General features: G+C 45.0%; 20 protein-coding genes. 10 read left to right on the forward strand and 10 right to left on the reverse strand.

All coding sequences use genetic code 11. The annotated features are described in order from the left end of the window. Positions 1-13: 13 nt before the first annotated feature. From upp to QN079_RS14655, 7 genes are all read right to left on the reverse strand, one after another. The gene (gene upp / locus QN079_RS14625) at positions 14-643 is read right to left on the reverse strand and encodes a uracil phosphoribosyltransferase (RefSeq protein WP_289230021.1); all 630 of its coding nucleotides are present in this window, start codon (positions 641-643) and stop codon (positions 14-16) included. Between the two features lie 248 nt (positions 644-891). Further along, positions 892-2,136: a serine hydroxymethyltransferase gene (gene glyA, locus QN079_RS14630; protein WP_289230022.1), complete on the reverse strand. Its 1,245-nt coding sequence runs from the start codon at positions 2,134-2,136 to the stop codon at positions 892-894. A gap of 81 nt (positions 2,137-2,217) precedes the next feature. Continuing rightward, entirely contained in the window at positions 2,218-3,246 is a 1,029-nt protein-coding gene (locus QN079_RS14635) for an L-threonylcarbamoyladenylate synthase (RefSeq protein WP_016609911.1), read from the reverse strand. A 176-nt stretch (positions 3,247-3,422) separates the two neighbouring features. Continuing rightward, complete coding sequence (gene prmC, locus QN079_RS14640; RefSeq protein ID WP_289230023.1) at positions 3,423-4,280, reverse strand: peptide chain release factor N(5)-glutamine methyltransferase; 858 nt, start codon at positions 4,278-4,280, stop codon at positions 3,423-3,425. After that, a complete protein-coding gene (gene prfA / locus QN079_RS14645; RefSeq protein ID WP_005227884.1) occupies positions 4,273-5,346 on the reverse strand; it encodes a peptide chain release factor 1 in 1,074 nt (357 codons plus the stop codon). Before prfA ends, prmC begins: the two co-directional genes overlap by 8 nt. Positions 5,347-5,349: 3 nt before the next feature. Beyond that, positions 5,350-5,934, reverse strand: coding sequence for a thymidine kinase (locus QN079_RS14650; protein ID WP_005227882.1), 585 nt, complete (start codon positions 5,932-5,934; stop codon positions 5,350-5,352). 136 nt (positions 5,935-6,070) lie between these two features. Next, positions 6,071-6,652 carry a GNAT family N-acetyltransferase gene (locus tag QN079_RS14655; RefSeq protein ID WP_289230024.1) on the reverse strand — a complete coding sequence of 194 codons (582 nt, stop codon included), beginning with the start codon at positions 6,650-6,652 and terminating at the stop codon, positions 6,071-6,073. Positions 6,653-6,780: 128 nt separating this feature from the next. Here QN079_RS14655 and msrA point away from each other — a divergent pair, with 128 nt between their 5' ends. After that, a complete protein-coding gene (gene msrA / locus QN079_RS14660; RefSeq protein ID WP_289230025.1) occupies positions 6,781-7,299 on the forward strand; it encodes a peptide-methionine (S)-S-oxide reductase MsrA in 519 nt (172 codons plus the stop codon). 162 nt (positions 7,300-7,461) lie between these two features. After that, positions 7,462-8,526: an iron-containing alcohol dehydrogenase family protein gene (locus tag QN079_RS14665; RefSeq protein WP_081116873.1), complete on the forward strand. Its 1,065-nt coding sequence runs from the start codon at positions 7,462-7,464 to the stop codon at positions 8,524-8,526. Positions 8,527-8,676: 150 nt separating this feature from the next. On the opposite strand, the gene QN079_RS14670 is transcribed toward QN079_RS14665, so the two are convergent. Continuing rightward, entirely contained in the window at positions 8,677-9,471 is a 795-nt protein-coding gene (locus tag QN079_RS14670; RefSeq protein ID WP_353957173.1) for an HAD family hydrolase, read from the reverse strand. Between the two features lie 313 nt (positions 9,472-9,784). On the opposite strand from QN079_RS14670, the gene QN079_RS14675 reads away from it, so the two are divergent. From QN079_RS14675 to QN079_RS14705, 7 genes are all read left to right on the forward strand, one after another. Continuing rightward, a complete protein-coding gene (locus QN079_RS14675; protein ID WP_261369851.1) occupies positions 9,785-11,242 on the forward strand; it encodes a TrkH family potassium uptake protein in 1,458 nt (485 codons plus the stop codon). Positions 11,243-11,440: 198 nt separating this feature from the next. Further along, positions 11,441-12,790, forward strand: coding sequence for a Mur ligase family protein (locus tag QN079_RS14680; protein ID WP_005227862.1), 1,350 nt, complete (start codon positions 11,441-11,443; stop codon positions 12,788-12,790). Then, complete coding sequence (locus tag QN079_RS14685) at positions 12,783-13,454, forward strand: type 1 glutamine amidotransferase (RefSeq protein WP_005227859.1); 672 nt, start codon at positions 12,783-12,785, stop codon at positions 13,452-13,454. Before QN079_RS14680 ends, QN079_RS14685 begins: the two co-directional genes overlap by 8 nt. A 187-nt stretch (positions 13,455-13,641) precedes the next feature. Continuing rightward, positions 13,642-15,234, forward strand: coding sequence for an alpha-glucoside-specific PTS transporter subunit IIBC (locus tag QN079_RS14690; RefSeq protein WP_289230026.1), 1,593 nt, complete (start codon positions 13,642-13,644; stop codon positions 15,232-15,234). Positions 15,235-15,247: 13 nt separating this feature from the next. Continuing rightward, the gene (locus QN079_RS14695; RefSeq protein ID WP_289230027.1) at positions 15,248-16,579 is read left to right on the forward strand and encodes a 6-phospho-alpha-glucosidase; all 1,332 of its coding nucleotides are present in this window, start codon (positions 15,248-15,250) and stop codon (positions 16,577-16,579) included. Positions 16,580-16,642: 63 nt separating this feature from the next. Further along, the gene (locus QN079_RS14700) at positions 16,643-17,416 is read left to right on the forward strand and encodes a MurR/RpiR family transcriptional regulator (protein WP_010749064.1); all 774 of its coding nucleotides are present in this window, start codon (positions 16,643-16,645) and stop codon (positions 17,414-17,416) included. Then, a complete protein-coding gene (locus tag QN079_RS14705; protein ID WP_005227852.1) occupies positions 17,409-17,849 on the forward strand; it encodes a hypothetical protein in 441 nt (146 codons plus the stop codon). Before QN079_RS14700 ends, QN079_RS14705 begins: the two co-directional genes overlap by 8 nt. 74 nt (positions 17,850-17,923) lie before the next feature. Here the strand turns inward: QN079_RS14705 and QN079_RS14710 are convergent, their stop codons facing one another. Further along, positions 17,924-18,736: an endonuclease/exonuclease/phosphatase family protein gene (locus QN079_RS14710; RefSeq protein WP_289230028.1), complete on the reverse strand. Its 813-nt coding sequence runs from the start codon at positions 18,734-18,736 to the stop codon at positions 17,924-17,926. A 93-nt stretch (positions 18,737-18,829) separates the two neighbouring features. Then, a complete protein-coding gene (locus tag QN079_RS14715) occupies positions 18,830-21,004 on the reverse strand; it encodes a PTS transporter subunit IIBC (RefSeq protein WP_005227848.1) in 2,175 nt (724 codons plus the stop codon). Between the two features lie 251 nt (positions 21,005-21,255). Here QN079_RS14715 and mdxK point away from each other — a divergent pair, with 251 nt between their 5' ends. Continuing rightward, complete coding sequence (mdxK, locus tag QN079_RS14720; RefSeq protein ID WP_289230029.1) at positions 21,256-23,520, forward strand: maltose phosphorylase MdxK; 2,265 nt, start codon at positions 21,256-21,258, stop codon at positions 23,518-23,520. The last annotated feature ends 82 nt before the right edge of the window (positions 23,521-23,602 follow it).

Below are 23,602 nucleotides of genomic sequence, written 5' to 3' on the forward strand. Positions count from 1 at the left end.
TATTTGTATTGATTTATTTTGTACCGAATAGACGGTCACCGGCATCGCCCAAACCAGGAACGATATAGCCGTGTTCATTTAGGCGTTCATCAAGATTTGCAGTATAGATGTCAACATCTGGTTGGGCATCTTGCAATGCTTTCACGCCTTCTGGTGCAGCAACTAAGCAGACGAATTTCATGTTTGAAGCGCCGCGTTTTTTCAGTGCGTCGATCGCCATGATCGCTGAACCGCCCGTAGCTAACATTGGGTCAACGATAAATAATTGACGTTCATCGATGTCTTCAGGTAATTTTACGAAGTATTCGTGTGGTTCTAGCGTTTCTTCATCACGGTACATCCCGATATGACCAACTTTTGCGGCTGGGATCAATTCAAGGATACCATCAACCATGCCTAGACCTGCGCGCAGGATCGGAATGATCGCTACCTTTTTACCAGATAGTGTTTTTTGTGTTGATTCTTCAATTGGTGTTTCAATCACTAGATCTTCAAGCGGCATGTCGCGAGACACTTCATACGCCATCAACATTGCGATTTCATTAACAACTTCACGGAAAACCTTTGTTCCACAGTTCTTGTCGCGGATCATTGTTAATTTGTGTTGGATCAGCGGGTGATCGATTACTTGAAATTTACCCATTTAAAAAAATCTCCTTTGGTTTTTCTCTTATTTTAAAGCAAATCGGCTCTTGTTACAACCATCTGCCACAGGCAATACTGCTTTTCCTCAAAAAAAGGATTGCGTTAGAAGGAAGGAGACAAGACGGCATGAGAAGCGCCTCTGCGTTCATTCTAGCCCCTTTCTCACTTTCGGTGATCAAAGAGCTATAGCGCAGGAAAAACGCGTGAGACGTCTTGTCTGACCTTAACTTCTGTCACAGTCCCCTTTTATTTATTTTTATAAAGTGGATAGTTGTCCGTCAATTCTTTGACTTGCGCCGTGACTTCTGCCAAAACGGCTTCATCATTTGGTTTTTCTAAAACTTTGACGATCAATTTCGCCACTTCGACACAATCTTCTTCTTTAAAGCCACGACTAGTGATCGCTGGTGTCCCCACGCGAATCCCACTCGTTTTGAAAGGACTTAGTGATTCGAAAGGAATCGAGTTTTTATTGACGGTGATATTGACTTGATCCAGCAAAGCTTCTGCTTCTTTGCCGTTCAAATCAAAGCCGCGCACATCGATCAATAATAGGTGATTGTCTGTTGCACCAGAGACCAAGCGGGCTTGTGGTGCTTGGTTGAAGACTTTCGCCATTGCTTGTGCATTGCGGATGACTTGCTCAGAGTACTCTTTGAACGACTCATCTTGTGCTTCTTTAAAAGCAACAGCTTTCGCTGCGATCACGTGCTCTAATGGGCCGCCTTGGATACCAGGGAAAACGGCACTATTGATTTTTTTCGCTAAGTCTTCATCATTTGTTAAAATCAAGCCGCCTCGAGGGCCGCGTAATGTTTTATGGGTCGTAGAAGTCGTGATGTCCGCATAAGGAACTGGGTTTGGATGAAGACCAGCCGCTACTAAACCAGCGATATGCGCCATATCCACCATCAATTTTGCGCCAACTTCATCAGCGATTTCACGGAACTTCGCAAAATCGATCGTACGTGAGTAAGCACTGGCACCAGCAACGATCAGTTTCGGTTGATGCTTACGCGCCAAAATACGAACGACATTGTAGTCGATGACTTCTGTTGCAGGATCAACACCATAACTAACAAAATTATAGGTCTTGCCGCTGAAATTCACTGGTGAGCCATGAGTCAAATGACCGCCTGCGGAAAGATCCATCCCTAATACTGTATCGCCTGTTTCGATCAACGCTAAATAAGCTGCTGTGTTGGCTTGAGAACCAGAATGCGGTTGAACATTGGCATATGCCGCACCGAAAATACTTTTCGCCCGTTCAATTGCTAAGTTTTCTACCACATCAACAAATTCACAACCGCCATAGTAACGACGACCTGGATAACCCTCAGCGTATTTATTTGTCAAAATACTACCTTGCGCAGCCATTACACCTTTTGAAACGATATTTTCAGACGCAATCAATTCCAAATTGTTTTGTTGACGATTCGTTTCTTTTTCGATCGCTTGCCACAATTCGGGATCAAACGTTTGATAATCCATGCTTACAACACCCCTTTACCTTAATGGTAGCATTGTATCACATTTCTTCATAAGCTACCTATAATGAATTCTGGTTTTTTGCTAATTTTCTTGAAAGAAACTTTGATTTGCAGCTTTTTTCAACCGATTCATATAAGCAGCCCCTAAGCCGCTTTCTGGAAACGTGGGTGCAAATAAGACATCTAACTCAGCAATCGATTCATCTAACGCCCGTAAACCAGCAAACAGCCCTTTTGTCGCGGCTTCCACACTGTCATCAAAAAATAAATAGATGGCTGCAGCTTCAAAGCGGACTTGCTCGGCGATCGTTGGTCCAGCTAAAACTCCTACCTTAAACTGCTGCTCTTTTGCCCAAGCCATGGCTGCCGGCCAATCTTGATCATTGACCATCATAACGTTGGTATTCGGTGCATAGTGCTTGTATTTCATGCCCGGCGCTTTGGGTGCTTCACTTTCTGTTACTAAGTGCTGATCGACGAGGACTTTTGTTTGTAAAACTGCTTCAAGCTGTTCTTTAGAGATCGCACCAGGACGTAAGATGATCGGCGGCGCCGTTGGGTCACTCAAATCTAAGACCGTTGATTCGACACCGATCTGCGTCACCCCATCATCCAAGATGCCAGCGATTTTGCCTGCCAGATCATGCTGAACATGCGCAGCTGATGTTGGGCTTGGTTTACCAGAGGTATTCGCGCTAGGACCAACCAATGGCTGTTGGGCTTGTTTGATCAACGCTAACGTCTTGGTGTTGTTTGGCATCCGAAAAGCCGCTGTGGATAAGCCGCCAGTAACAATGCTAGGTAAACTGTCTTTTTTGATCGAAAAGATCAAGGTTAAGGGCCCAGGCCAGAAAGTTTCCATCAATTTATCAGCAAAAGGATGCTTGTTATCCACAAACGGTTCCAACTGCTCTGGCTCGGCAATATGAACGATCAAAGGATTGTCACTAGGTCGCCCTTTGACTTGATATACTTGCGCAACAGCCGTGGGCAAAAGCGCGCTAGCCCCTAGTCCATAGACGGTTTCCGTCGGGAACGCCACCAATCCCCCCTCAGCTAAAATAGCTGCAGCTTCGTTCAACTGTGTTTGATCAAAAATTTTTGTTTCCACAATTTATCCACATCCTTTTTTGAGAAGTTTCCACACTTATCAACATTTTCTCGTTTCTTTTCCACATTTTGTGGATAAGTCGTTTGTCAAGTGTGGATAACCCTGTTTATAACTCGGTTTATTTAGAAGTTGTTCATTTCATAAGGTTTTTGCAATTTTTCTGTAGCAAAAAAAATTTATTTATCCACATCTTGTGGATGACTGACGAACACCATCCGGTCTTGCCCCGCAAGATCTTTTACTACGGTGATTTCTTTGTTGGGAAAAGCGGCTGCAAAAAGCTGTTGAACAGCTAGTCCTTGCTGAAAGCCGATTTCTAGCGCCATTTGCCCGTTAGGCGCCAAACAATTCGGTGCTTGCTGTGCCAATTGCTTATAGATCGCCAATCCTTGTTCTTGTGCAAAAAGCGCCATTTTAGGCTCTTTTTCTCTTACGCTGATATCCATCAGCGGCCACTCTTCAGCGCTGATATACGGTGGGTTGGAAACGATCAGATCCCATTGCTGATCTGCCACGGGCTCTAAGGTATCTCCTTGGAAAAAGCGAATCTCCGCGCCTAAGGCTGCCGCATTTTCTTTAGCAACGGCTAATGCCTCTGCTGAAAGATCCACGGCACTCACGGCCCACTGGGGACGTGCTAATTTCAAGGCAATGGCGATCGCTCCAGTACCTGTGCCGATGTCTACGACTCGCAGCGGCTGATCTGCTGGTAATTTTGCCAAACACTTTTCCACCAGCTCTTCGGTTTCTGGACGCGGGATCAAGGTTGCAGGGGTCACTTTTAAGCGATGCCCATAAAATTCTTCATACCCTAATAAATATTGCGGTGGTTCATGCTGCAACAGCTGTTCAAGATCTGCTGCGATCTGTGCCTCATCTTCCCTTAAGATGGGTTGGTCCATCTGCAGCAGCCAATCGAGTTGCTGCCAGTTTTTTCGCTGTAAAAACAGGTATTGGATCGCATACCCGTCCAGCCCTTTCGTTTCTAAAAAAGAAGAAGCCCGTGAAAGGACTTCTCGATAGGTTTTAGCCATTTTGCATCTCATCTAATTTTGATGTTTGATCGTAAACGATCAGTGCATCAACAATTTCATCGAGTTTTCCAGCTAAAATTTGATCCAATTTTTGAATAGTCAACCCGATACGGTGATCTGTTACGCGGTTTTGCGGGAAGTTATAGGTGCGAATCCGTTCAGAACGATCGCCGGTACCCACTGCTGATTTACGGTTTGCATCGTATTCACTTTGTGCTTCTTGCTGCATTTGGTCATAGACCCGTGCCCGCAAGACTTTCATCGCTTTCTCACGGTTTTTCAGCTGTGAACGCTCATCTTGCATCGCAACAGCGATCCCTGTTGGCAAGTGCGTCAGACGAACAGCAGAAGCTGTTTTGTTGACGTGCTGACCACCAGCACCAGAGGCATGGTAAATATCGGTCCGAATATCTTTGTCTGCGATATCGATTTCGACTTCTTCAGCTTCGGGCATAACCACGACCGTTGCCGTAGACGTATGGATTCGGCCTTGTGATTCGGTAGACGGTACCCGCTGCACTCGGTGGGCGCCGCTCTCATATTTCAATTTTGAAAAGACGTTGTCGCCAGTGATCATCATGATGACTTCTTTGTACCCACCGATCCCAGTGACGTTGGCATCCATGACTTCGACTTTCCAGCCTTGGTTTTCCGCATATTTTTGATACATATTGAAAAGATCGCCAGCAAATAAGGCTGCTTCATCGCCGCCTGCTGCACCACGGATCTCCATGATGATGTTTTTGTCATCATTCGGATCTTTTGGCAATAACAAGATTTTGATGCGTTCTTCTAAAACATCTTTTTCTTTTTTCAAGTCAGAGAGTTCTTCTTTGGCCATCTCTGCCATTTCCGCATCAAGGTTTTCCCCAAGCATTTCTTCGGTATCCTTGATTCCCTCAACGACTTCTTTGTAACGACGGTAGACTTCCACCGTTTCCCGTGTATTGGCTTCTTCTTTTGAAAGCTGCATGAAGCGTTTGGTGTCAGAGATCACGGCTGGATCACTAAGTAATTCGCCTAATTCTTCGTAACGGTCTTCGATTGCTTGTAACTGATCGTACATTGATTATTCTCCTTCTTTTTTCATTCCCGGGTGAAAGTAATGTTTGCGGCAAACAGGATAATACGCTTCGTTACCGCCGATTTGTACTTGGTCGCCCTCGTAAACGGGTTTTCCGTCGATATAGTGCAAGTTCATGGTTGCTTTTTTATGACAGAACCAGCAGATGGTTTTCATCTCTTCGATTTTATCTGCGTAAAGCAACAAGTATTTTGAGCCTTCAAATAATTCATTGCGGAAATCATTTTTCAAACCAAAGGCCATCACAGGGATACCTAACTCGTCCACGATTTTGGTGAAAGCCAGCACGTGATGCTTCTTTAGGAACTGTGCTTCGTCGATCAAAATACAATAAGGTTTGTAACCGAGGTCTTTGATCAAATGGAACAGATCCGTTTCATCAAAAATCGGGATCGCGTCTCGTTCTAAGCCGATGCGGCTTGAAACATTTCCCACACCGCTTCTGGTGTCCAATCCACTTGTCATGATCACGACTGGTTTGTCTTGTTCTTCATAGTTGTGAGCAACTTTCAATATCTCGATCGTTTTCCCACTATTCATTGCGCCATATTTAAAAAAAAGCTGTGCCATCTCGCCCATCCTTCCTCATACTCCTTTGGTATTATACTTGAAAAAGGAGAATTTTTACAGACTTAAATTCGACACCTGCCGCCTTTTACGCAAGAGTTTTACGAAAAATTAACGGATTTTTTGCCGCCGCCATCTCTTACTCGTTTCTGGCTTTTTGAGCAACTTCTGCCAATACTTGACAAGCCAGCGGATATTCTGGATTTTCATTCCCATTGATATCCGTTGCAATGATCACAAATCCGAGCTGCTGATAGAGCTTGATTGCTGCATGGCTCCAGGTTTGCGTATGAAGATACATCGGCTCGTTGGCTGCCTCCAAGACAGAAACGACTTGCGTGACCAAGCCGCGAGCGATCCCTTGACGTTGAGCTTGCGGCATTACTGCTACCCAATGGACTAGTGGAACCGGTGTGCCGTCTTGCTTGGCTTTTTTCCAAGCGGTAGCCGTACCGACCGGTGTACCTGATTGATCAAGGGCAAAAAACATTCGCTGTCCTAGCTGTGCTTGCTCAGGCATAAATTCTTTTTCAAAATACGCCAATGCCTCGGCCTCATTGTCAAACTCTCCGACGGATGTTTCGATCCGTGCCCAGTGCCTTTCGTCTCCTGCTTGGTAGCTGCGTAATGAATAGTTATCGGATTGAACAGGCTGGATCGGTGTGCTTTTGTGCGCTCGCTTCATCCAGATTTCTGCATATGGAATTGATTTATCTAACATTGGTTGTGCCTCTCTTTCTCATTTTGTTTTCTCGTAAAGAACTCATTTTCTGCTTTTTTCCTTCTTACAAGCATATCTCTTGTTTTTCTCTACTAGAAGCATACCATAGAAGCAAAGGAGGAATACCTATGAAAGATACGGCAATTTTTGCTGGCGGTTGTTTTTGGTGCATGGTGAAACCTTTTGACTCGCTGCCAGGCATCCTCAAAGTGGTTTCTGGCTTTACTGGCGGCCATGTGCCTAACCCAACCTACCAACAAGTAGCGACAGGAACCACCGGTCACACCGAAGCAGTTGAGATCACCTTTGATCCTGAGGTCATCTCTTATGAAGAATTGGTTGCCATCTATTGGCAGCAGACAGACCCCACGGATGCGTTTGGTCAGTTTGCCGACCGTGGTGATTCCTATCGTCCAGTGATTTTTTACAATAGTGAAGAACAAAAAGCGATTGCGGAAAAATCAAAGGCGCAGTTGCAAGCTAGCGGCCGCTTTGACCGTCCGATCGTAACGAAGATCGAACCAGCAGAACCTTTTTATCCTGCAGAAGACTACCATCAAGATTTTTACAAAAAAAATGCAGCCCATTACAATGCTTACAGCGAAGGCTCCGGTCGAGCTGGCTTTATTCGCCAAAACTGGGCCTAACATTTTTGGAGCATGCCTCCCGATTCATCATTAACAGCCGATTTGCTCATAAGGCAGATCGGCTGTTTTCTGTTTCTTTTGCCAAAAGGAAATTGACAGTCAGGGCATTTTCGCGATACACTGATTAGAAAATTCTGACGATTATAAAGGAGTGTTTGTTTGATGTTAGCCAATGAAGTCCGTCCAGGTCCTAATCGGTATATTACTGGCGATGGGGTCTTAGCTGATTTGCCAGAGTATTTAAGTGAGTTCCAAGAAGTTGCCGTGATCACTGGGGAGCAGTCATTCGATGTGTTTTCAGCCTATTACCCCCATTCATTTGACTATCCGATCTACCGCTACGATGGATCATCGAGTTATGAAAATGCGCAAGCCTTAGCTGAAGCGATCCAGCAAGCGGATGCGGTAGTGGCAATCGGCGGCGGCAAAGTCGCTGATACAGCAAAAATCACCGCCCAAACCCTTGGCGCAGAATTGATCGTGATCCCTACATTGGTTTCTAACTGTGCACCCTTTACCCCTGTGATCGTCGCCTATTACCCTGATCATACGATTTGTAAAATCGACTATGCCAAAAAAGGTGCCTACATGACGATCGTCGACACCCGTTTTTTACTAGCCACACCCGTTGATTACTTTATCGCTGGGATCGCTGATACGTTAGCCAAATATTATGAAATGGAAGCCATCGTCCGCAACATGGCAGAAGACGACAAGACTGCCTTAGTACGGCTAGGTTTCCAAAGCGCTCTTTTGATCAAAAACTTGCTGATTGCCGATGCGATCCAAGCTGTCAAAGACCTAGAAGTCGGGCAGCTGACCCCCGCCTTTGCCCGCATCACCGATGCGATCATTGCTTTGGCAGGCGAAGTTGGTGGTTTTGCAGTCGAATTTGGCCGCACATCTGGTGCGCATGCGCTGCATGACGGCTTGTCTTATTTGAGTGAGACCCATAGTGTCTTGCACGGCAATAAAGTCGCCTACTGCATTTGGGTCCAGCTTGCCTATACCAATGATTTTGATGTGATTGAAGAATTACGGCCATTTTACAAAGCTTTGCACTTGCCAATGAAGCTGAAGGATCTCCACGTGACGCGCCTTGATCGGGATTACTTCGCCTCGGTTCTGACCTATGCTGTCAAAGAAGAAGAAACCTTTATTTTGATCGATCCTGCGATCACACCCGAAAAAGTCTATCAGGCGATCGAAGCAGTGGAGGCGCTGTAAACCGTACTCATTGCTAAACAACTTTATATCAAAAAAACTGTTTCCCTAATACATTTCGGAAACAGTTTTTTTATTTGATCAAACAGACACGCAGTAGCGATCCTGGCTGCGCATGTTCTTAACGGGCAACAGCAACTGGCGCATTGTCCATCACTGCACGACTTCACCCAGCAGCCCGTTTTCTAAGCAGTAATGATAAATGCCTTCCTCGGCTACGTGACCGATCACTTCATCGGCGATTGCTTTTAACTCATCCGAAGCATTGGCCATTGCGAGACCCCAGCCGACTGCCTCCAGCATCTCAATGTCATTGTTGCCATCGCCAAAGGCAATGGTTTCAGATTTATCCAAGCCATAGTAAGCCAGCATTTTGGCAATGCCGCTTCCTTTCCCACTGCTGGCTGGAATAATATCGACTGCGCGATCCCACCAGGCGGTGATTTTCGCCTCCGTGGTATTTGCCATCACTTTGGCGTAGTCTTCTTTCCCTGAGCCTAGCATCACTTGAAAAATGTCTTGCTGTTGGATCACCTCATCAAAATCTTCTGCCACGATCACTTCTTGGTGGGCAAAGGAAAAATACTCAACTAAATCAGCATCTTTGCCATTGGCAACCGTTCGGTCCTTCGTAGCGATCGCTACTGGACGCTTGAGCGCCGTCGCATTTTCAATGATTTGCTGAACATCTTTTTTAGGAATGGGGTTTTGGTGGATCCCCTCGGCTTGATTAAAACAATACGACCCGTTAAAGGTCAAAAACGCATCGAAGGTCACGCCTTCAAATTGCGGCAACGCAATGGGACTTCTGCCAGTCGCAATGCACAACAGGATCCCTTGCTTCTTCAAGGCTTTTAATGTGGCTAACATTCTTTCAGAGATTTGCTTTTTGCTCATATCGATCAGTGTGCCATCAACATCGAAAAAAATAATTTTCACGTTCTTCATGATACTCCCCATTTCCGTCTCGATTTTCAAAAAATTTGATGCGCTTTTTTTGTCCGCTTTCTCGCTATTGTTCCGTGCGGATCGTCGCTGCTATCTTTTTCTTCTTTTATCTTCTCATAAATTGCCAGCGTTTTCTTCTGAAATCGTGAAATCCTTACTGATTTGCTTCGAGTTTTTAAGTTTCTTAAGCAATCAAGCTGCCGCAAGAACCACAGCCTGATCGTTTCCTCTAACCCAACGATACTTTCCAAAAGCTTTTCCTTGCACAATTTCTGCTGCTCATGAATTCTATCCTGCTTTCTTTCAAATCTACTTGGTTCTTTGGTATACTGGGGATAGTTTATTTAGTGAGGGGTTTTTTGTAATGAACTTTACCCGCTTTGCCCGCTTGACGCAGCGCAGGAGCAAGACGTTTATTTCCCAGAATGTGTCTTCAATCCAAGTGATTGTTTTTTATTATATCGTGATGACGGTGGTCTCTTTGGGGCTTTTTTCACTCCCCTTCTTTCGAGAACCCGGCTCTCATGTCGCGTTTATCGATCTGTTCTTTATGGCGGTCAGCACGGTCAGTGTCACAGGGCTGACTACTTTTCCGATCAATGACGTGTTTAACGACCACGGGGTCATCTTATTGGAAGTCCTCTTTCAAGTCGGCGGTTTAGGGATCATGATGATCTCGACCTTTTTTGCGATCGTCTCACGGCGCAAAATCAGTTTAAAGCAGCGCCAGTTGATCATGACGGATATGAATCAGCCAAAGCTTAGTGGGATCGTTCGGATGATTCGAACGACGTTTACAATCATTTTAGTTTGTCAGGTGGTAGCAGGTACGATCTTCGCTGTTTATTTTCATCTTTACGGCTATTATGACAATTGGCGAGATGCGATCTTTTATGGGTTTTATCAAGCGATCTCTGCTGTGACCAACTCAGGGTTTGATGTGACGGGCAATTCCATCTTGCCGTTTTCCCATGATTATTTCTTCCTGACGTGTATCATGATTTTGATTTTTATCGGGGGGATCGGTTTTCCAGTGATCATGGACTTTCGGGAATGGGTCCTTTTTAAAACGAAAAAACAACGCCGCCGCTTGCCGTTTCGCTTTTCTTTATTCACAAAAATTGCTGTTTTGGCTTTCGTGATCCTCTTTGTCGGCGGTACATTAGCGATCTTTTTCCTTGAGAAAGATTATTTGTTCAAAGATTACAGCTTTAGCGGTATGTGGATGAACAGCATGTTTTATTCCATGACAACGCGGAATGCTGGCCTGCAGATCCATGACTTAGGCAACTTCCAAACCACGACGTTGATCGTTTTCTCCTTGCTGATGTTTATTGGTTGTAGTCCCAGCTCTGTTGGTGGGGGGATTCGGACGACGACCATTGCCATCATTGGGCTGTACCTCTATGCCTTCTTGAAAAGTGAGGACAATATCAATATCTTCGGTCGCCGGATCGATCAAGATGACGTCCGCAAATCAGTGGTGGTCTTCATGCTTTCGATGGGCATGTGCTTCTTTTGTGTCTTATTCTTGACCGCCATCGAGGATATCCCTTTGATCGCCATCATTGTTGAAGTTTCCTCGGCATTTGGAACCACAGGGCTTTCTTTAGGAATCACGGGCGATTTATCAACCATCGGCAAACTCGTGATTGCTCTTTTGATGTTTATCGGCCGTGTCGGTATGCTGTACACCTTGATGTTATTCGTACCAAAAGAAACACGTGACTTAGGCTACGAGTACCCAACGGAAAAAATCATTATCGGTTAAAGCAGCAGCAAACCTTCTGCCAGGTTTGCTGTTTTGCTTTTCAAGCCTTTGATCATCGCAAGTAAAAGAGCCATTTATCAGAATGGTCTTTGCAGAAATTTAAAGAATCGCAAAAGCAATTTAACCTTTTTCTTGGTATATGGTATGATAAATTGAATTTGCACAATGAAAGCATTCGCTCTAATGGAGGGTTACATTATGGGAATACGAAGTCATCTGGCTGTTTCAGTCGGTAAGACCTCTCAATGGGTATTAAAGAACTTTTTCAAAGGCGGCTCAAGCCTGCCTGGTAAATTAGCATTAAAAGTTGATCCACATATATTAGATCATTTGGCGAAAGATTACCAAGTCGTCGTGATCACAGGCACCAACGGCAAAACATTGACGACTGCCTTGACTGTCAATATTTTGCGCCAAGAATTTGATGAAGTATTGACGAACCCCACCGGCGCCAATATGGTCCAAGGGATCGTTTCAACCTTTCTATCGGCACGCCCTAAAAAAGGCAAAAAATTCGCGGTTTTAGAAATCGATGAAGCCAGTCTCAGCAAAGTAACGAAGTACATCAAACCGGAATTGTTCGTTTTCACTAATATTTTCCGCGATCAAATGGACCGTTATGGCGAGATCTATACGACCTATAAAATGATCGTTGAAGGTGCCGCAAACTCACCAGAAGCTACGATCCTCTGCAATGGGGATTCGCCACTGTTCAATTCGGTAGCAACTGTCAATCCGCGGAAATACTATGGATTTGATCATTTGCCAGATGAAGAGCAGATGGCCCATTACAATACGGATGGCGTGTTGTGTCCTGAGTGTCATCACATTTTACACTATAAAATGATCACCTATGCCAATCTTGGAAAATACTACTGCCCAAATTGCGGCTTCCATCGACCAGAATTGGATTATAAACTGACGGAAATGACCGCAATGGACAACACCTCTGCTGATTTTGTGATCGATGGCAATGACTATCGCATCGAAGTTGGTGGGATGTACAATGTCTACAATGCTCTGGCGGCAACTGCGGTTGCGGAATATTATGGCGTAGCACCTGCAAAAATCAAATCTGGTTTGGCCTATGACGAAAAAGTCTTTGGTCGTCAAGAAGTGATCCGCATTGGGGACAAAGAATGTACGTTAGTCTTAGTTAAAAACCCTGTTGGTTTGAACCAAGTCATCGATATGATCGGCCTGTCGCCCTATCCTTTCTCGCTAGTCAGCTTGTTGAATGCCAACTACGCAGATGGGATCGACGTCAGCTGGATTTGGGATGGCGACCATGAAGCGTTTGCCGATATGGGGATTCCTCAAGTGATCGCTGGTGGTGATCGTCACAAAGATATGGCGTTGCGGCTAAAAGTTGCGGGGATCCCTGAAGAAAAAATCATTGAAACCCCTGAACTTGATGACGTCATCAAGCAAATTGCAGACTTACCAACAGAAAAAGTCTATATTTTAGCGACTTACACTGCAGTCTTGCAGCTACGCAAAAAGCTTGCGGAAAAAGGCTATATCAAAGGAGGAATGAGTCGTGACTAAGTATCAACTGAATGTTGCCCACTTGTATGGAAATCTTTTGAATACTTATGGCGACAACGGCAATCTCTTGATGCTGCGCTACGTGGCCGAAAAACTAGGCGTGACCTTCAACGCAGAGGTCGTCAGCATTCACGAGCCCTTCGATCCTGAAAAATATGATCTCGTCTTCTTCGGTGGCGGACAAGATTTTGAACAAGTGATCGTTTCACAAGATATCCAATCAAAAAAAGAAGCCCTGACCAGCTATATCGAAAATGATGGCGTCATGCTGGCGATCTGCGGCGGCTATCAATTGCTGGGTCATTACTACATCGGTGCCAACGGCGAGAAAATCAATGGGATCGGTGCCTTGGATCATTACACCTTAAGCCAAGAAAACAATCGGTTCATCGGTGACATCGTGATCCACAATGAAGAATTCGATGAGACCTATTATGGCTTTGAAAACCATAATGGCCGTACTTTCTTAGGTAAAGGGGAAAAACCATTGGGGAAAGTCATCCAAGGACAAGGAAACAATGGCGAAGACCAAACCGAAGGCGTGGTTTACCGCAATGTGTTCGGCTCTTACTTCCACGGACCGCTCCTTGCAAGAAATGAGCATTTGGCAGAGCGCTTGATCCGCACCGCCCTTGCCAATCGTTATGGCAACGTCGAAATTTAAATACACGTACGTAGCAAACAAACCTGTTTTTCGCAGGTTTGTTTTTTTATGGGAAATTTCCCCGCAGTTGCCACTTTTTCTCTTTGTTTGCTTCTACGTTCCTATGCTTCCTTGCTTCATTGTAACCGCTATCTTTCTTTTCTATACTGAGGTTGTAGTAAAAATTGAAAGGAGATGTTAAGAAATTATGATGGAAAAAGTTCAGCGGTTTGGCGGTGCGATGTTTACCCCGGTCCTCTTGTTTTCCTTTTCAGGGATCATGGTCGCGCTGTGTATTATCTTTAAAAATCCGATGCTTGTGGGGAGTATCGCCACTGAAGGCTCTACTTGGTACAACATTTGGACGATCATTGAAAACGGAGCGTGGACGGTCTTCAACCAAATGGAATTATTATTTGTCATTGGATTACCGATCGGTCTCGCAAAAAAAGCCAATGCGCGAGCGGCAATGGAAGCCTTTGTCGTCTATATTACTTGTAATTATTTTATTTCTGGCATGATCGAGTACTTTGGTAACTTCTTCGGTGTCAACTTTGCAGCTGATCCCGGCGGTGAGAGTGGCTTGAAAATGATCGCTGGCATTAAAACATTAGATACTGGTATTATCGGAGCAATTTTTATTTCGGCGATCGTCGTCTATCTTCACAACAAGTTTTTCGATACGAAGCTGCCTGATTTTCTCGGAATCTTCCAAGGCTCTTCCTTTGTCGTGATCCTCGGTTTCTTTTTAATGCTGCCAGTTGCTTTTTTGATCGCATTGATTTGGCCGAAAGTCCAAGCTGGCATTGGGTCCATGCAAGGGTTTCTAGCAAGTGCTGGGGTCTTTGGGGTCTGGCTCTATACTTTCTTAGAGCGAATATTGATTCCCACAGGTCTCCATCATTTCGTGTATACCCCCTTTGTTTTTGGTCCCGCTGTCGTCGAAGAAGGAATCTCCAAATACTGGATGGCACATTTACAAGAATTTGCCCAATCCACCAGACCATTGAAAGAGCTTTTCCCTGAAGGGGGCTTTGCTTTACATGGCAATTCTAAGATCTTTGCTGCACCAGGGATCGCTGCTGCTTTTTATTTCACAGCCAAGCCCGAGAACAAAAAGAAGGTCTTAGCGATTTTGATCCCTGCCACTTTAACTGCCGTTTTAGCTGGTATCACTGAGCCATTGGAATTCACCTTCCTCTTTATCTCACCACCCCTCTTTGCGGTGCACGCTGTTTTAGCAGCGACCATGGCGGCAACGATGTTTGCCTTCGGGGTCGTTGGAGATATGGGGGGCGGCTTGATCGATCTGTTGGCGAAGGTCTGGATTCCGCTATTTCAAAATCATCGCAGTATGATCTTCACGCAGCTGGTGATCGGGTTAGCCTTTACTGCCCTTTATTTCCTTGTTTTCCGCTTCTTGATCCTCAAATTTAAGTTAGCCACACCAGGACGGGAAGAAAACAATAGCGAAGTCAAACTATACACCAAAAAAGATTACAAAGAAAAACAAGCCAACACTGGAACGCCAGTGATTGCTGGTGCCAATCGCTACACCGAACAAGCCGCAGTCTACTTAGAAGGGTTTGGCGGTTGCGACAACATTGATAAAGTCACTAATTGTGCCACTCGCCTAAGAATCACCGTCAAAGATCAAGACCAAGTGCTGCCAGATGACATCTTTAAAGGCGCTGGTGCCCATGGTGTCGTTCGCAACGGCAACGCCTTCCAAGTGATCGTTGGTCTGGATGTGCCACAAGTGAGAGAACAATTCGAAAAATTATTAGCTGTATCAGACTAAGGAGGAAACAAAAATGAAAAAATTTTCAATCGTGATCGCCGGAGGCGGCAGTACCTTTACCCCAGGAATCGTCTTGATGCTTTTGGAACACTTGGATCGTTTCCCGATTCGCCAAATCAAGTTTTACGACAATTTGGAAGAACGACAAGAAAAAGTTGCGCAAGCTTGCGAGATTTTATTAAAAGAACGCGCACCAGAAATCAACTTTTTAGCAACCACTGATCCCGAAACCGCATTTCAGGATGTCGATTTTGTGATGGCGCATATCCGAGTTGGCTTGTATGCGATGCGCGAAAAGGATGAAAAAATCCCTTTGAAATATGGTGTGGTCGGCCAAGAAACTTGTGGTCCTGGCGGGATCGCTTATGGGATGCGCTCTATCGGCGGTGTCTTGGAGTTAGTCGATTACATGGAAAAATATTCCCCTGATGCATGGATGTTGAATTATACCAATCCTGCAGCGATCGTCGCAGAAGCGACTCGTAAATTGCGCCCTGATGCCAAGATCATTAATATTTGTGATATGCCAGTGGGAATCGAAGAACGGATGGCGCAAGCGATCGGTTTAGCTTCTCGCAAAGAGTTGGTGGTTCGCTATTATGGCTTGAATCACTTTGGCTGGTGGACAGATATACGAGACAAAGCTGGCAATGATTTGCTGCCGCAGATCCAGGCGCATGTGGCAAAATACGGCTATTCATTGCCAGAAGAAATCGAAGCGAGCCAACATGCTGATGCCAGCTGGATGCACACCTTTGCCAAAGCAAAAGAAGTGTACGAAGTTGATCCATCCACTTTGCCAAATACCTACTTGAAATATTACTTTTTCCCTCAAGATGAAGTGGCGCACACCAACCCATCTTTTACACGGGCAAATGAAGTCATGGCTGGCCGCGAAAAACACGTCTTTGGTGAATGCCAACGCATCGTAGAAAACCAGACAGCGACTGACACCACGCTTGAAGTGGATGAACACGCCAGCTACATCGTGGACCTTGCACGAGCGATTGCTTATAACACGCAAGAACGGATGCTGTTGATCGTGCCTAACGAAGGAGCGATCGTCAACTTTGATGAACAGGCAATGGTGGAAGTGCCTTGTATCGTCGGCAGTAACGGGGCAGAACCAATCACACAAGGCAAGATCCCTCGCTTCCAAAAAGGATTGATGGAGCAACAAGTCGCCGTAGAAAAATTAGTCGTGGAAGCTTGGGCAGAGGGTTCTTACCAGAAATTATGGCAAGCACTGATTCTTTCAAAAGTGGTTCCAAATGCCCGTGTAGCCAAAGAATTACTCGATGAATTGATTGAAGCAAATCAAGCCTTTTGGCCAGAATTACACTAGCCAGCGTTCTTCGCCTCCCCTCCTGGCTTTTCAGCTATACTTAATCCATAAGGAGGGGTTTTTGTGAAATTACAGTATTTGATTCAACAGCACCAATCAGAGTTAAGTGAACTTGATCGTGGCATTCTAAACTACATTCTTTCCAACGGCGACACCGTTCTATCTATGGGGATCGTCGAGCTATCCGAGCAGGTTCACGTCTCCAAGTCTTCTATTTTACGGTTGACGAAAAAACTTGGTTTTTCTGGCTATTCCGAGTTCAAATATTTTCTACGGCATCAGCAAGAACAGGCAACAACGATTTCGCAACAAAAAACGATTTTTGAAAAGCAACAAGAGGATATTTTCGCCACCCTCAACTATGTAAAAACGGTAGACTTAGCTGCTCTCAACCGCTTGTTTGACCGCAGCAAAACCATCTACTGCTACCCAACTGGGTTTTCCCAAAAGAAAGCACTGGAGGAGTTTTCCAAAATGATGCTTTCTATGGAAAAACGAGTGATCGTATTGCCGAACAAAACGGAATTTGATATGGTCATGCCGATGATCACTGCCGAAGATTGTGTGATCATCGCCTCACTGAGCGGCGAAACAGAAAACGTCAAAGAGAATCTGACGACTTTTGCGATTCGTCAGATTCCCGTTTTGACATTGAGTGCGCCAGGAGATAATTATTTTGCTCGCCATTCAACGTTTCACCTGACCTATTATTGCGATTTTTTTCAAATCGGTCGCAAGAAAATCCCTAGCCAGTCTTTGATTGGACTAAGCTGCTTGATTGATTATTTGATCCGTTCCTACGGACTATTCACTTTACAGGAGGGCAACCATGACTAAACGAAAATGGGCGTTTCCATTGATTTTACTGAGTTATTGGCTTTTGATTGCTGGTGCTTACTATCTTTATCTTTCCTTGACTGCCTTCAACCATGGGATGACCTTTGCCCAGTACCTCAGCTCGCAACCGTTAGCCGCTTTAGGGGTCTTGTTAAGTAGTCTCCTTTTGCTGCAAGGGGCTTGCCTGTACTTTATTCAACGGTTTTCCATGAGTAAAAAAGGCCTTTTGGGTCAGTATTTATTCCTGATCTTCTTTCAACAGTTGCTGACAGCGAATGTCATCGGCGCAGGACTCGTCTTTTTTACAAGAAGAAGTCTTTCGAGTCAGGAGGAAAACGCAACTTGGGGCGAAAAGAGTTTTACCTATGGGGCATTAGCATTCATTCTTTTATTGAGTTTATTCTTTTTCCTCCTTGTTCGATCAGCGATTTAACTTCCCCAAAAAGAAAAGCAGTGCCAGTTGACACTGCTTTTTTGCTGTCGCTTCTGCTAGTTTGGATCTGTTTTTTAAGCAAAAACCACTTTGATTCCAAAGTGATCGCTGACGATCGGAGTACGCGTTCCGTCAAAAACGACTTCATATTCCGTTGCTTGCAGGTCATTGGATGCAAAAACATAATCGATCCGCAATGCTTCTCGATTGTCTTGCCAACCATCAATTGCTTTAACGACAGAGGCTTCACCGATCGTTTCGGTAGCCGTTAAAAAGCTGTCTTGCAGCTGTAAGGAGCTGTCAAGGACGAGTTGATGACCAGAACTGGCCGCATCGTTGTTGAAATCTCCTAGGATCAATAAGGTATCTGCCCGTTCTGCTAAAAATGCTTCTGTCTGTTGCCACTCGTAGGCAAATTTACCGTCTTGCCACCAAGAAAAATGACAGCTAACGACTTGTACGATCTGTCCATCGGCTTCAGTCACGCCGCTCAGGTTTTTGCGTGTGGTATGATCCCAGACATCCGTGGCTTGTGAAGCAAGGTATTCTTTGGCAATGATGGGCTGTTTGGACAATAAGGCATTGCCTTCGTGGTAAATGTCATAGCCTACGTGACTGTAGGTCCATGACCAGTAGTAATCACAGTCTAACAGTTGCAGTTCTTCCACTAGGCGTAAAGCAAAATTGTCCTCCTTGATTTCCACCAGCGTATCTGTGGGGCAATATAGCCCATCAGGAACGATGGTTTGAGCAGCGATCGTTTGGTTGACTTCTTGCAAGGCGATGATGTCATAGTCGCCTGTTGCAATCTCTTGTGCGATCATCTTGCATTTTTCTAGCTGATTTTCTTCTAACCAGCTATGGGTGTTCAATGTTAATACCTTCATGAATAAGGCTCCTTCTCTCGGTTTGCTTGTACGATTCCTTTAAAAAATAAAAGAGAGCGGGTCAACAAAAGAGTCGACCCGCTTGTCATTTTATTATAGTTTTACGATTCCAACAACTGCGGCTGCTTGTTGCTTACCGATTTGGGTCAATTCAAAGGAATCGATTTGATCGCTGTTGGTCAACACTACAACGATGGTGGTGTCTTTGCCAGCAGCACTTACTGCAGCGAGATCCATCTCCGCTAACTTGTCACCCACCGCCACTTGTTGTCCTTCAGTGACAGCTACCGTAAAGGGGGCACCGTTTAAGTCAACGGTATCTAAGCCCATGTGAACCAATACTTCGATGCCTTCATCAGAAAGCAAGCCAATCGCATGTTTCGTTGGGAAGATGTTGGTGACTTTCCCGCTGATTGGTGCGACAACTGTCGTCTGCTCTGGGCGCACGCCATAACCGTCACCCATCATTTTTTCCGCAAACACTTGGTCTTTGACAGAGGTGATCGGCATCACTTCTCCAGTGGCAACGGCAGCTAGTTCAGCTGTCACGCCTTGGCTTTGATGGGTAGTGGTTTCTACTGGTGCTTGACTAGCCGTCGGTTCGGGAATCGTGACACCAGAATCTAAGATATCTTGAATGTCTGATTTTAAGACATCTGCTTTCGGTCCATAGACTGCTTGCACACCGTTGTCTTTTACGATCAAGCCTAAAGCCCCTGCGGCTTTCCATGCTTTTTCATCGCCGACCGCTTCTCGATTTTTCACAGAGACCCGTAAACGGGTCATACATGCATCAACGTCGGCGATATTTTCACGTCCGCCTAATAAATGAATGATTTTCACGACTTGCGAATCTGGATTCAAATTGCCATCCGCCGAAGCTGTTGCTGGCGCATCGCTGGCTCCTTCTGTTTCGTAGTTGCCGTTTCTACCTGGTGTTGCAAAGTTGAATTTTTTGATCAAGAAGTTGGCCAAGAAATACATCCCAACACCAAAGACGATGGTCACTAACACAAAGTTGATCAAATCTTGTCCTAAGCCGGCATTGATCGCCATTGGGGTACGGGTCAACAACTCGATATTCCCAAAAGAGTGGACCCGTAAGTTGACGATATCCGCCATCGCAAACGCAGCCCCTTGTACGACTGCATAAACGATGTAAAGCGGTACGGCAGCAAACATAAACATGAACTCCAACGGTTCCGTTACCCCTGTCAAGAAGACAGCGATAGCAGCTGATAAATACATAGAGGTATATTTGTGCCGTTTGTCCGCATCGACATTGCGATACATGGCATAAGACAAGCCCATCAAGATCCCAGATGAACCAATCATTTGTCCAACTTTAAAGCGGGCAGGAACAAAGTTTTCCAATAAAAATTGATATTGTGACGTATCGCCAGCATTGCGCATGTTCACTAGATCCGTTGCCCATGCAAGCCATAATGGGTCTTGTCCAAAGACTTGGGTGCCGGCTTGTGCGCCAGAAAGAATCGTGTAAGTTCCACCTAATTCGGTGTAATTGATCGGGATCGTCAACATGTGATGCAGCCCGAATGGTAAGAGCAGCCGCTCCAAGGTTCCAAATAAGAACGGTGCTAAAACGGGCGCACTTTCTTGTGATTGCGCGATCCATAAACCGAAGTTGTTGATGCCTGCCTGAATATAGGGCCAAACGATCGATAACACTAATGCGACGACTACTGAACGAGCAATCACTACGAAAGGTACGAAGCGTTTGCCGTTAAAGAAGGAAAGCGCATCCGGTAATTTGCGGAAATTATAGTATTTGTTGTAAGCTGTTGCTCCCACAAAACCGGCGATGATCCCAACAAAGACACCCATGTTCAAAGCAGGTGCTTCTAATACACTAGTAAAGAAGCCGTCGATCATGATCTTCGTCCCAAATAACGTATGGGTAAAGGCGCCTTCTTCGGTTAACATCGCGCTCGTCACACCAAAGATCGAACCAGTGATTCGGTTGATCAAAATAAAGGCGATCCCAGCAGCAAATGCCCCACCAGCTCGCTCTTTAGCCCAACTACCACCAATAGCTAATGCAAATAATAAATGCAGGTTCCCAATAATTGCCCAACCAATGTTTTCAATGACGCCTCCTGTAGTGATCAAAAATGCCCAGTCGGCATTGATCATTGGGATCGTTTTCCCAATACTGATCATCAAACCAGCAGCTGGCATAACAGCGACAACCACCATTAGCGCTTTTCCGAATTTTTGCCAAAATTCGAAGCTCAATAATTTTTTCATCTTCCTTCTTCCTTCCCTGAATCGATTTACGCAATCGGTTTCTTAATGAGTTCATTCTAACGGAGAAAAAAGATTTTGTAAACCCAGAAATATCAAAAGGGATTCTATTCGCTTTTTCGCCTTTATATAACTGAATCTCTCTTTCTCGATGTTTCCTAATAGAAAATTCTTTAAACGCAACAACTTTCACTTGACGATGCAATCGTTTGCGCTTATGATAGAGATATCAAAAAGATTCTGGAGGGACTTTCATGAAAAAAATCCAACGATTGTTCGAGATCGATCCATGGAAAATCGCGACATCTACCTTAGATAAAGAAAATCGTCGACTGCAAGAGTCGCTAACAAGTATCGGGAATGGCTACATGGGAATGCGCGGCAACTTTGAAGAACAATACAGCGGCGATCATCACTTAGGTACTTATATCGCTGGTGTCTGGTACCCAGACAAAACCCGTGTCGGCTGGTGGAAAAACGGCTACCCTGACTATTTTGGCAAAGTGATCAACGCGGTCAACTTTATTGCAATGGACCTATTTGTCAATGACCAATTAGTCGACTTAGCAAAAATCAGCCCAAGTGATTTCCGTTTAGAACTAGACATGGAAACTGGGATTTTACGCCGCAACTTTACTGTCACTTTGGCAGGCGCCACCGTAAAATTCTCTTTTGAACGCTTCTTGAGCATCGTAAAACGTGAACTTGCCCTCATTAAGATGGACGCTGAGATCATTGAAGGCGACGCTGAGATCAAAGTCGTTTCTAAACTAGATAACAATGTCCATAACGAAGACAGCAACTACGACGAACGTTTCTGGGAAGAATTGGCTCATGGTCAAACCGAAACCTTCCATTACTTGACCACTCGGACCGTAGAAAATAATTTTGACATTGAACGCTTTACTGTCACTTCTGCTATGCGTCATAGCCAAACACCGATCGATTCCGTGAAAAGCGAGCTTTGCGTTGCTGATACCTTTGCCTTTTCTGGAACAGCCGGTGACACCTTCTCATTGATCAAAGAAGTCTTGATCGTTACGAGTCGTGATGTTCCCGCTCATGATCATCCAGCAAAAGTCACCGAATTAGGCACTTTATACAAAGCAGATTATGATGCGTTGCGTGCAGAACAAGTCGCTGCTTGGAAAGCCCGCTGGGATTTAGCTGATGTGATCATTGAAGGCGATGCTGCGGCGCAACAAGGGATTCGTTTCAACCTGTTCCAATTGTTTTCAACCTATTATGGCGAAGACGAGCGCTTGAACATTGGACCGAAAGGCTTTACTGGTGAAAAATATGGCGGTGCGACTTACTGGGATACCGAAGCCTATGCAGTTCCATTGTATTTGGCATTAGCAAAACCAGAAGTGACCCGTAACTTGTTGAAATACCGTCACAACCAATTGCCGCAAGCCCATATCAATGCGCAAAAACAAGGCTTAGCAGGTGTCCTTTACCCAATGGTGACCTTCACTGGGATCGAATGCCACAATGAGTGGGAGATCACTTTCGAAGAAATCCACCGAAACGGTGCCATCGCTTATGCCATCTACAACTATACGAATTATACTGGCGATACAAGTTACCTGAAAAAAGAAGGATTAGAAGTGTTAAGCGCGATTTCACGTTTCTGGGCAGATCGTGTCCACTATTCAAAACGCCAGCAAAAATACATGATCCATGGCGTTACAGGACCAAACGAATACGAAAACAATATCAATAACAACTGGTACACCAATAAAATGGCTACTTGGGTCTTAGCTTATACCTTAGCCAGCTATGAAGCCTTCAAAGACGAAGCGACTGTCACGATCTCTGACGAAGAACAAGCCAAATGGCAAGACATCATCGACAATATGTACTTCCCAGAAGACCAAGAGCTTGGTGTGTTCGTCCAGCATGATACCTTCTTAGACAAAGACTTGATGCCCGTTTCCGATCTTGATCCAAAACATTTGCCGTTAAACCAAAATTGGTCGTGGGATCATATCTTGCGCTCTTGCTTTATCAAGCAAGCCGATGTTTTGCAAGGCATCTACTTCTTCGGCGATCAATTCAGCAAAGAAGAAAAACAACGGAACTTTGATTTCTATGAGCCGATGACAGTGCATGAATCTTCCCTTTCTCCAAGTATCCATGCGATTTTAGCAGCGGAATTAGGCATGGAAGAAAAAGCGTTGGAAATGTATGAGCGGACTGCTCGTCTTGATTTGGACAATTACAACAATGATACCGATGATGGCTTGCACATCACTTCTATGACCGGCAGCTGGTTAGCGATCGTTCAAGGTTTTGCTCAAATGAAAACCGATCACGATCACTTAGGGTTTGCGCCATTCTTACCTAAAACTTGGAGCCGCTACGCCTTCCACATCAACTATCGTGGACGTCTGCTCTTTGTTTCCGTCAATGAGTCAACGGTGACATTGAAGAAAATCAGCGGTGAGGCATTGCCAATCAAGTTGTATGGCAAAGATTATGTTTTAGAAGACGAAATCAGTACAGCGATCAACTAAACAAGCCTTCTGAAAGAAGAAATGTCTGCATTTCTTCTTTCTTTTGATTGGCTCTACCCTTGTGCCGACACTTTGTGATACT

It is taken from the genome of Enterococcus sp. FZMF, assembly GCF_030263915.1.
In the GTDB taxonomy this organism is placed as follows: Bacteria; Bacillota; Bacilli; order Lactobacillales; family Enterococcaceae; genus Enterococcus_D; species Enterococcus_D casseliflavus.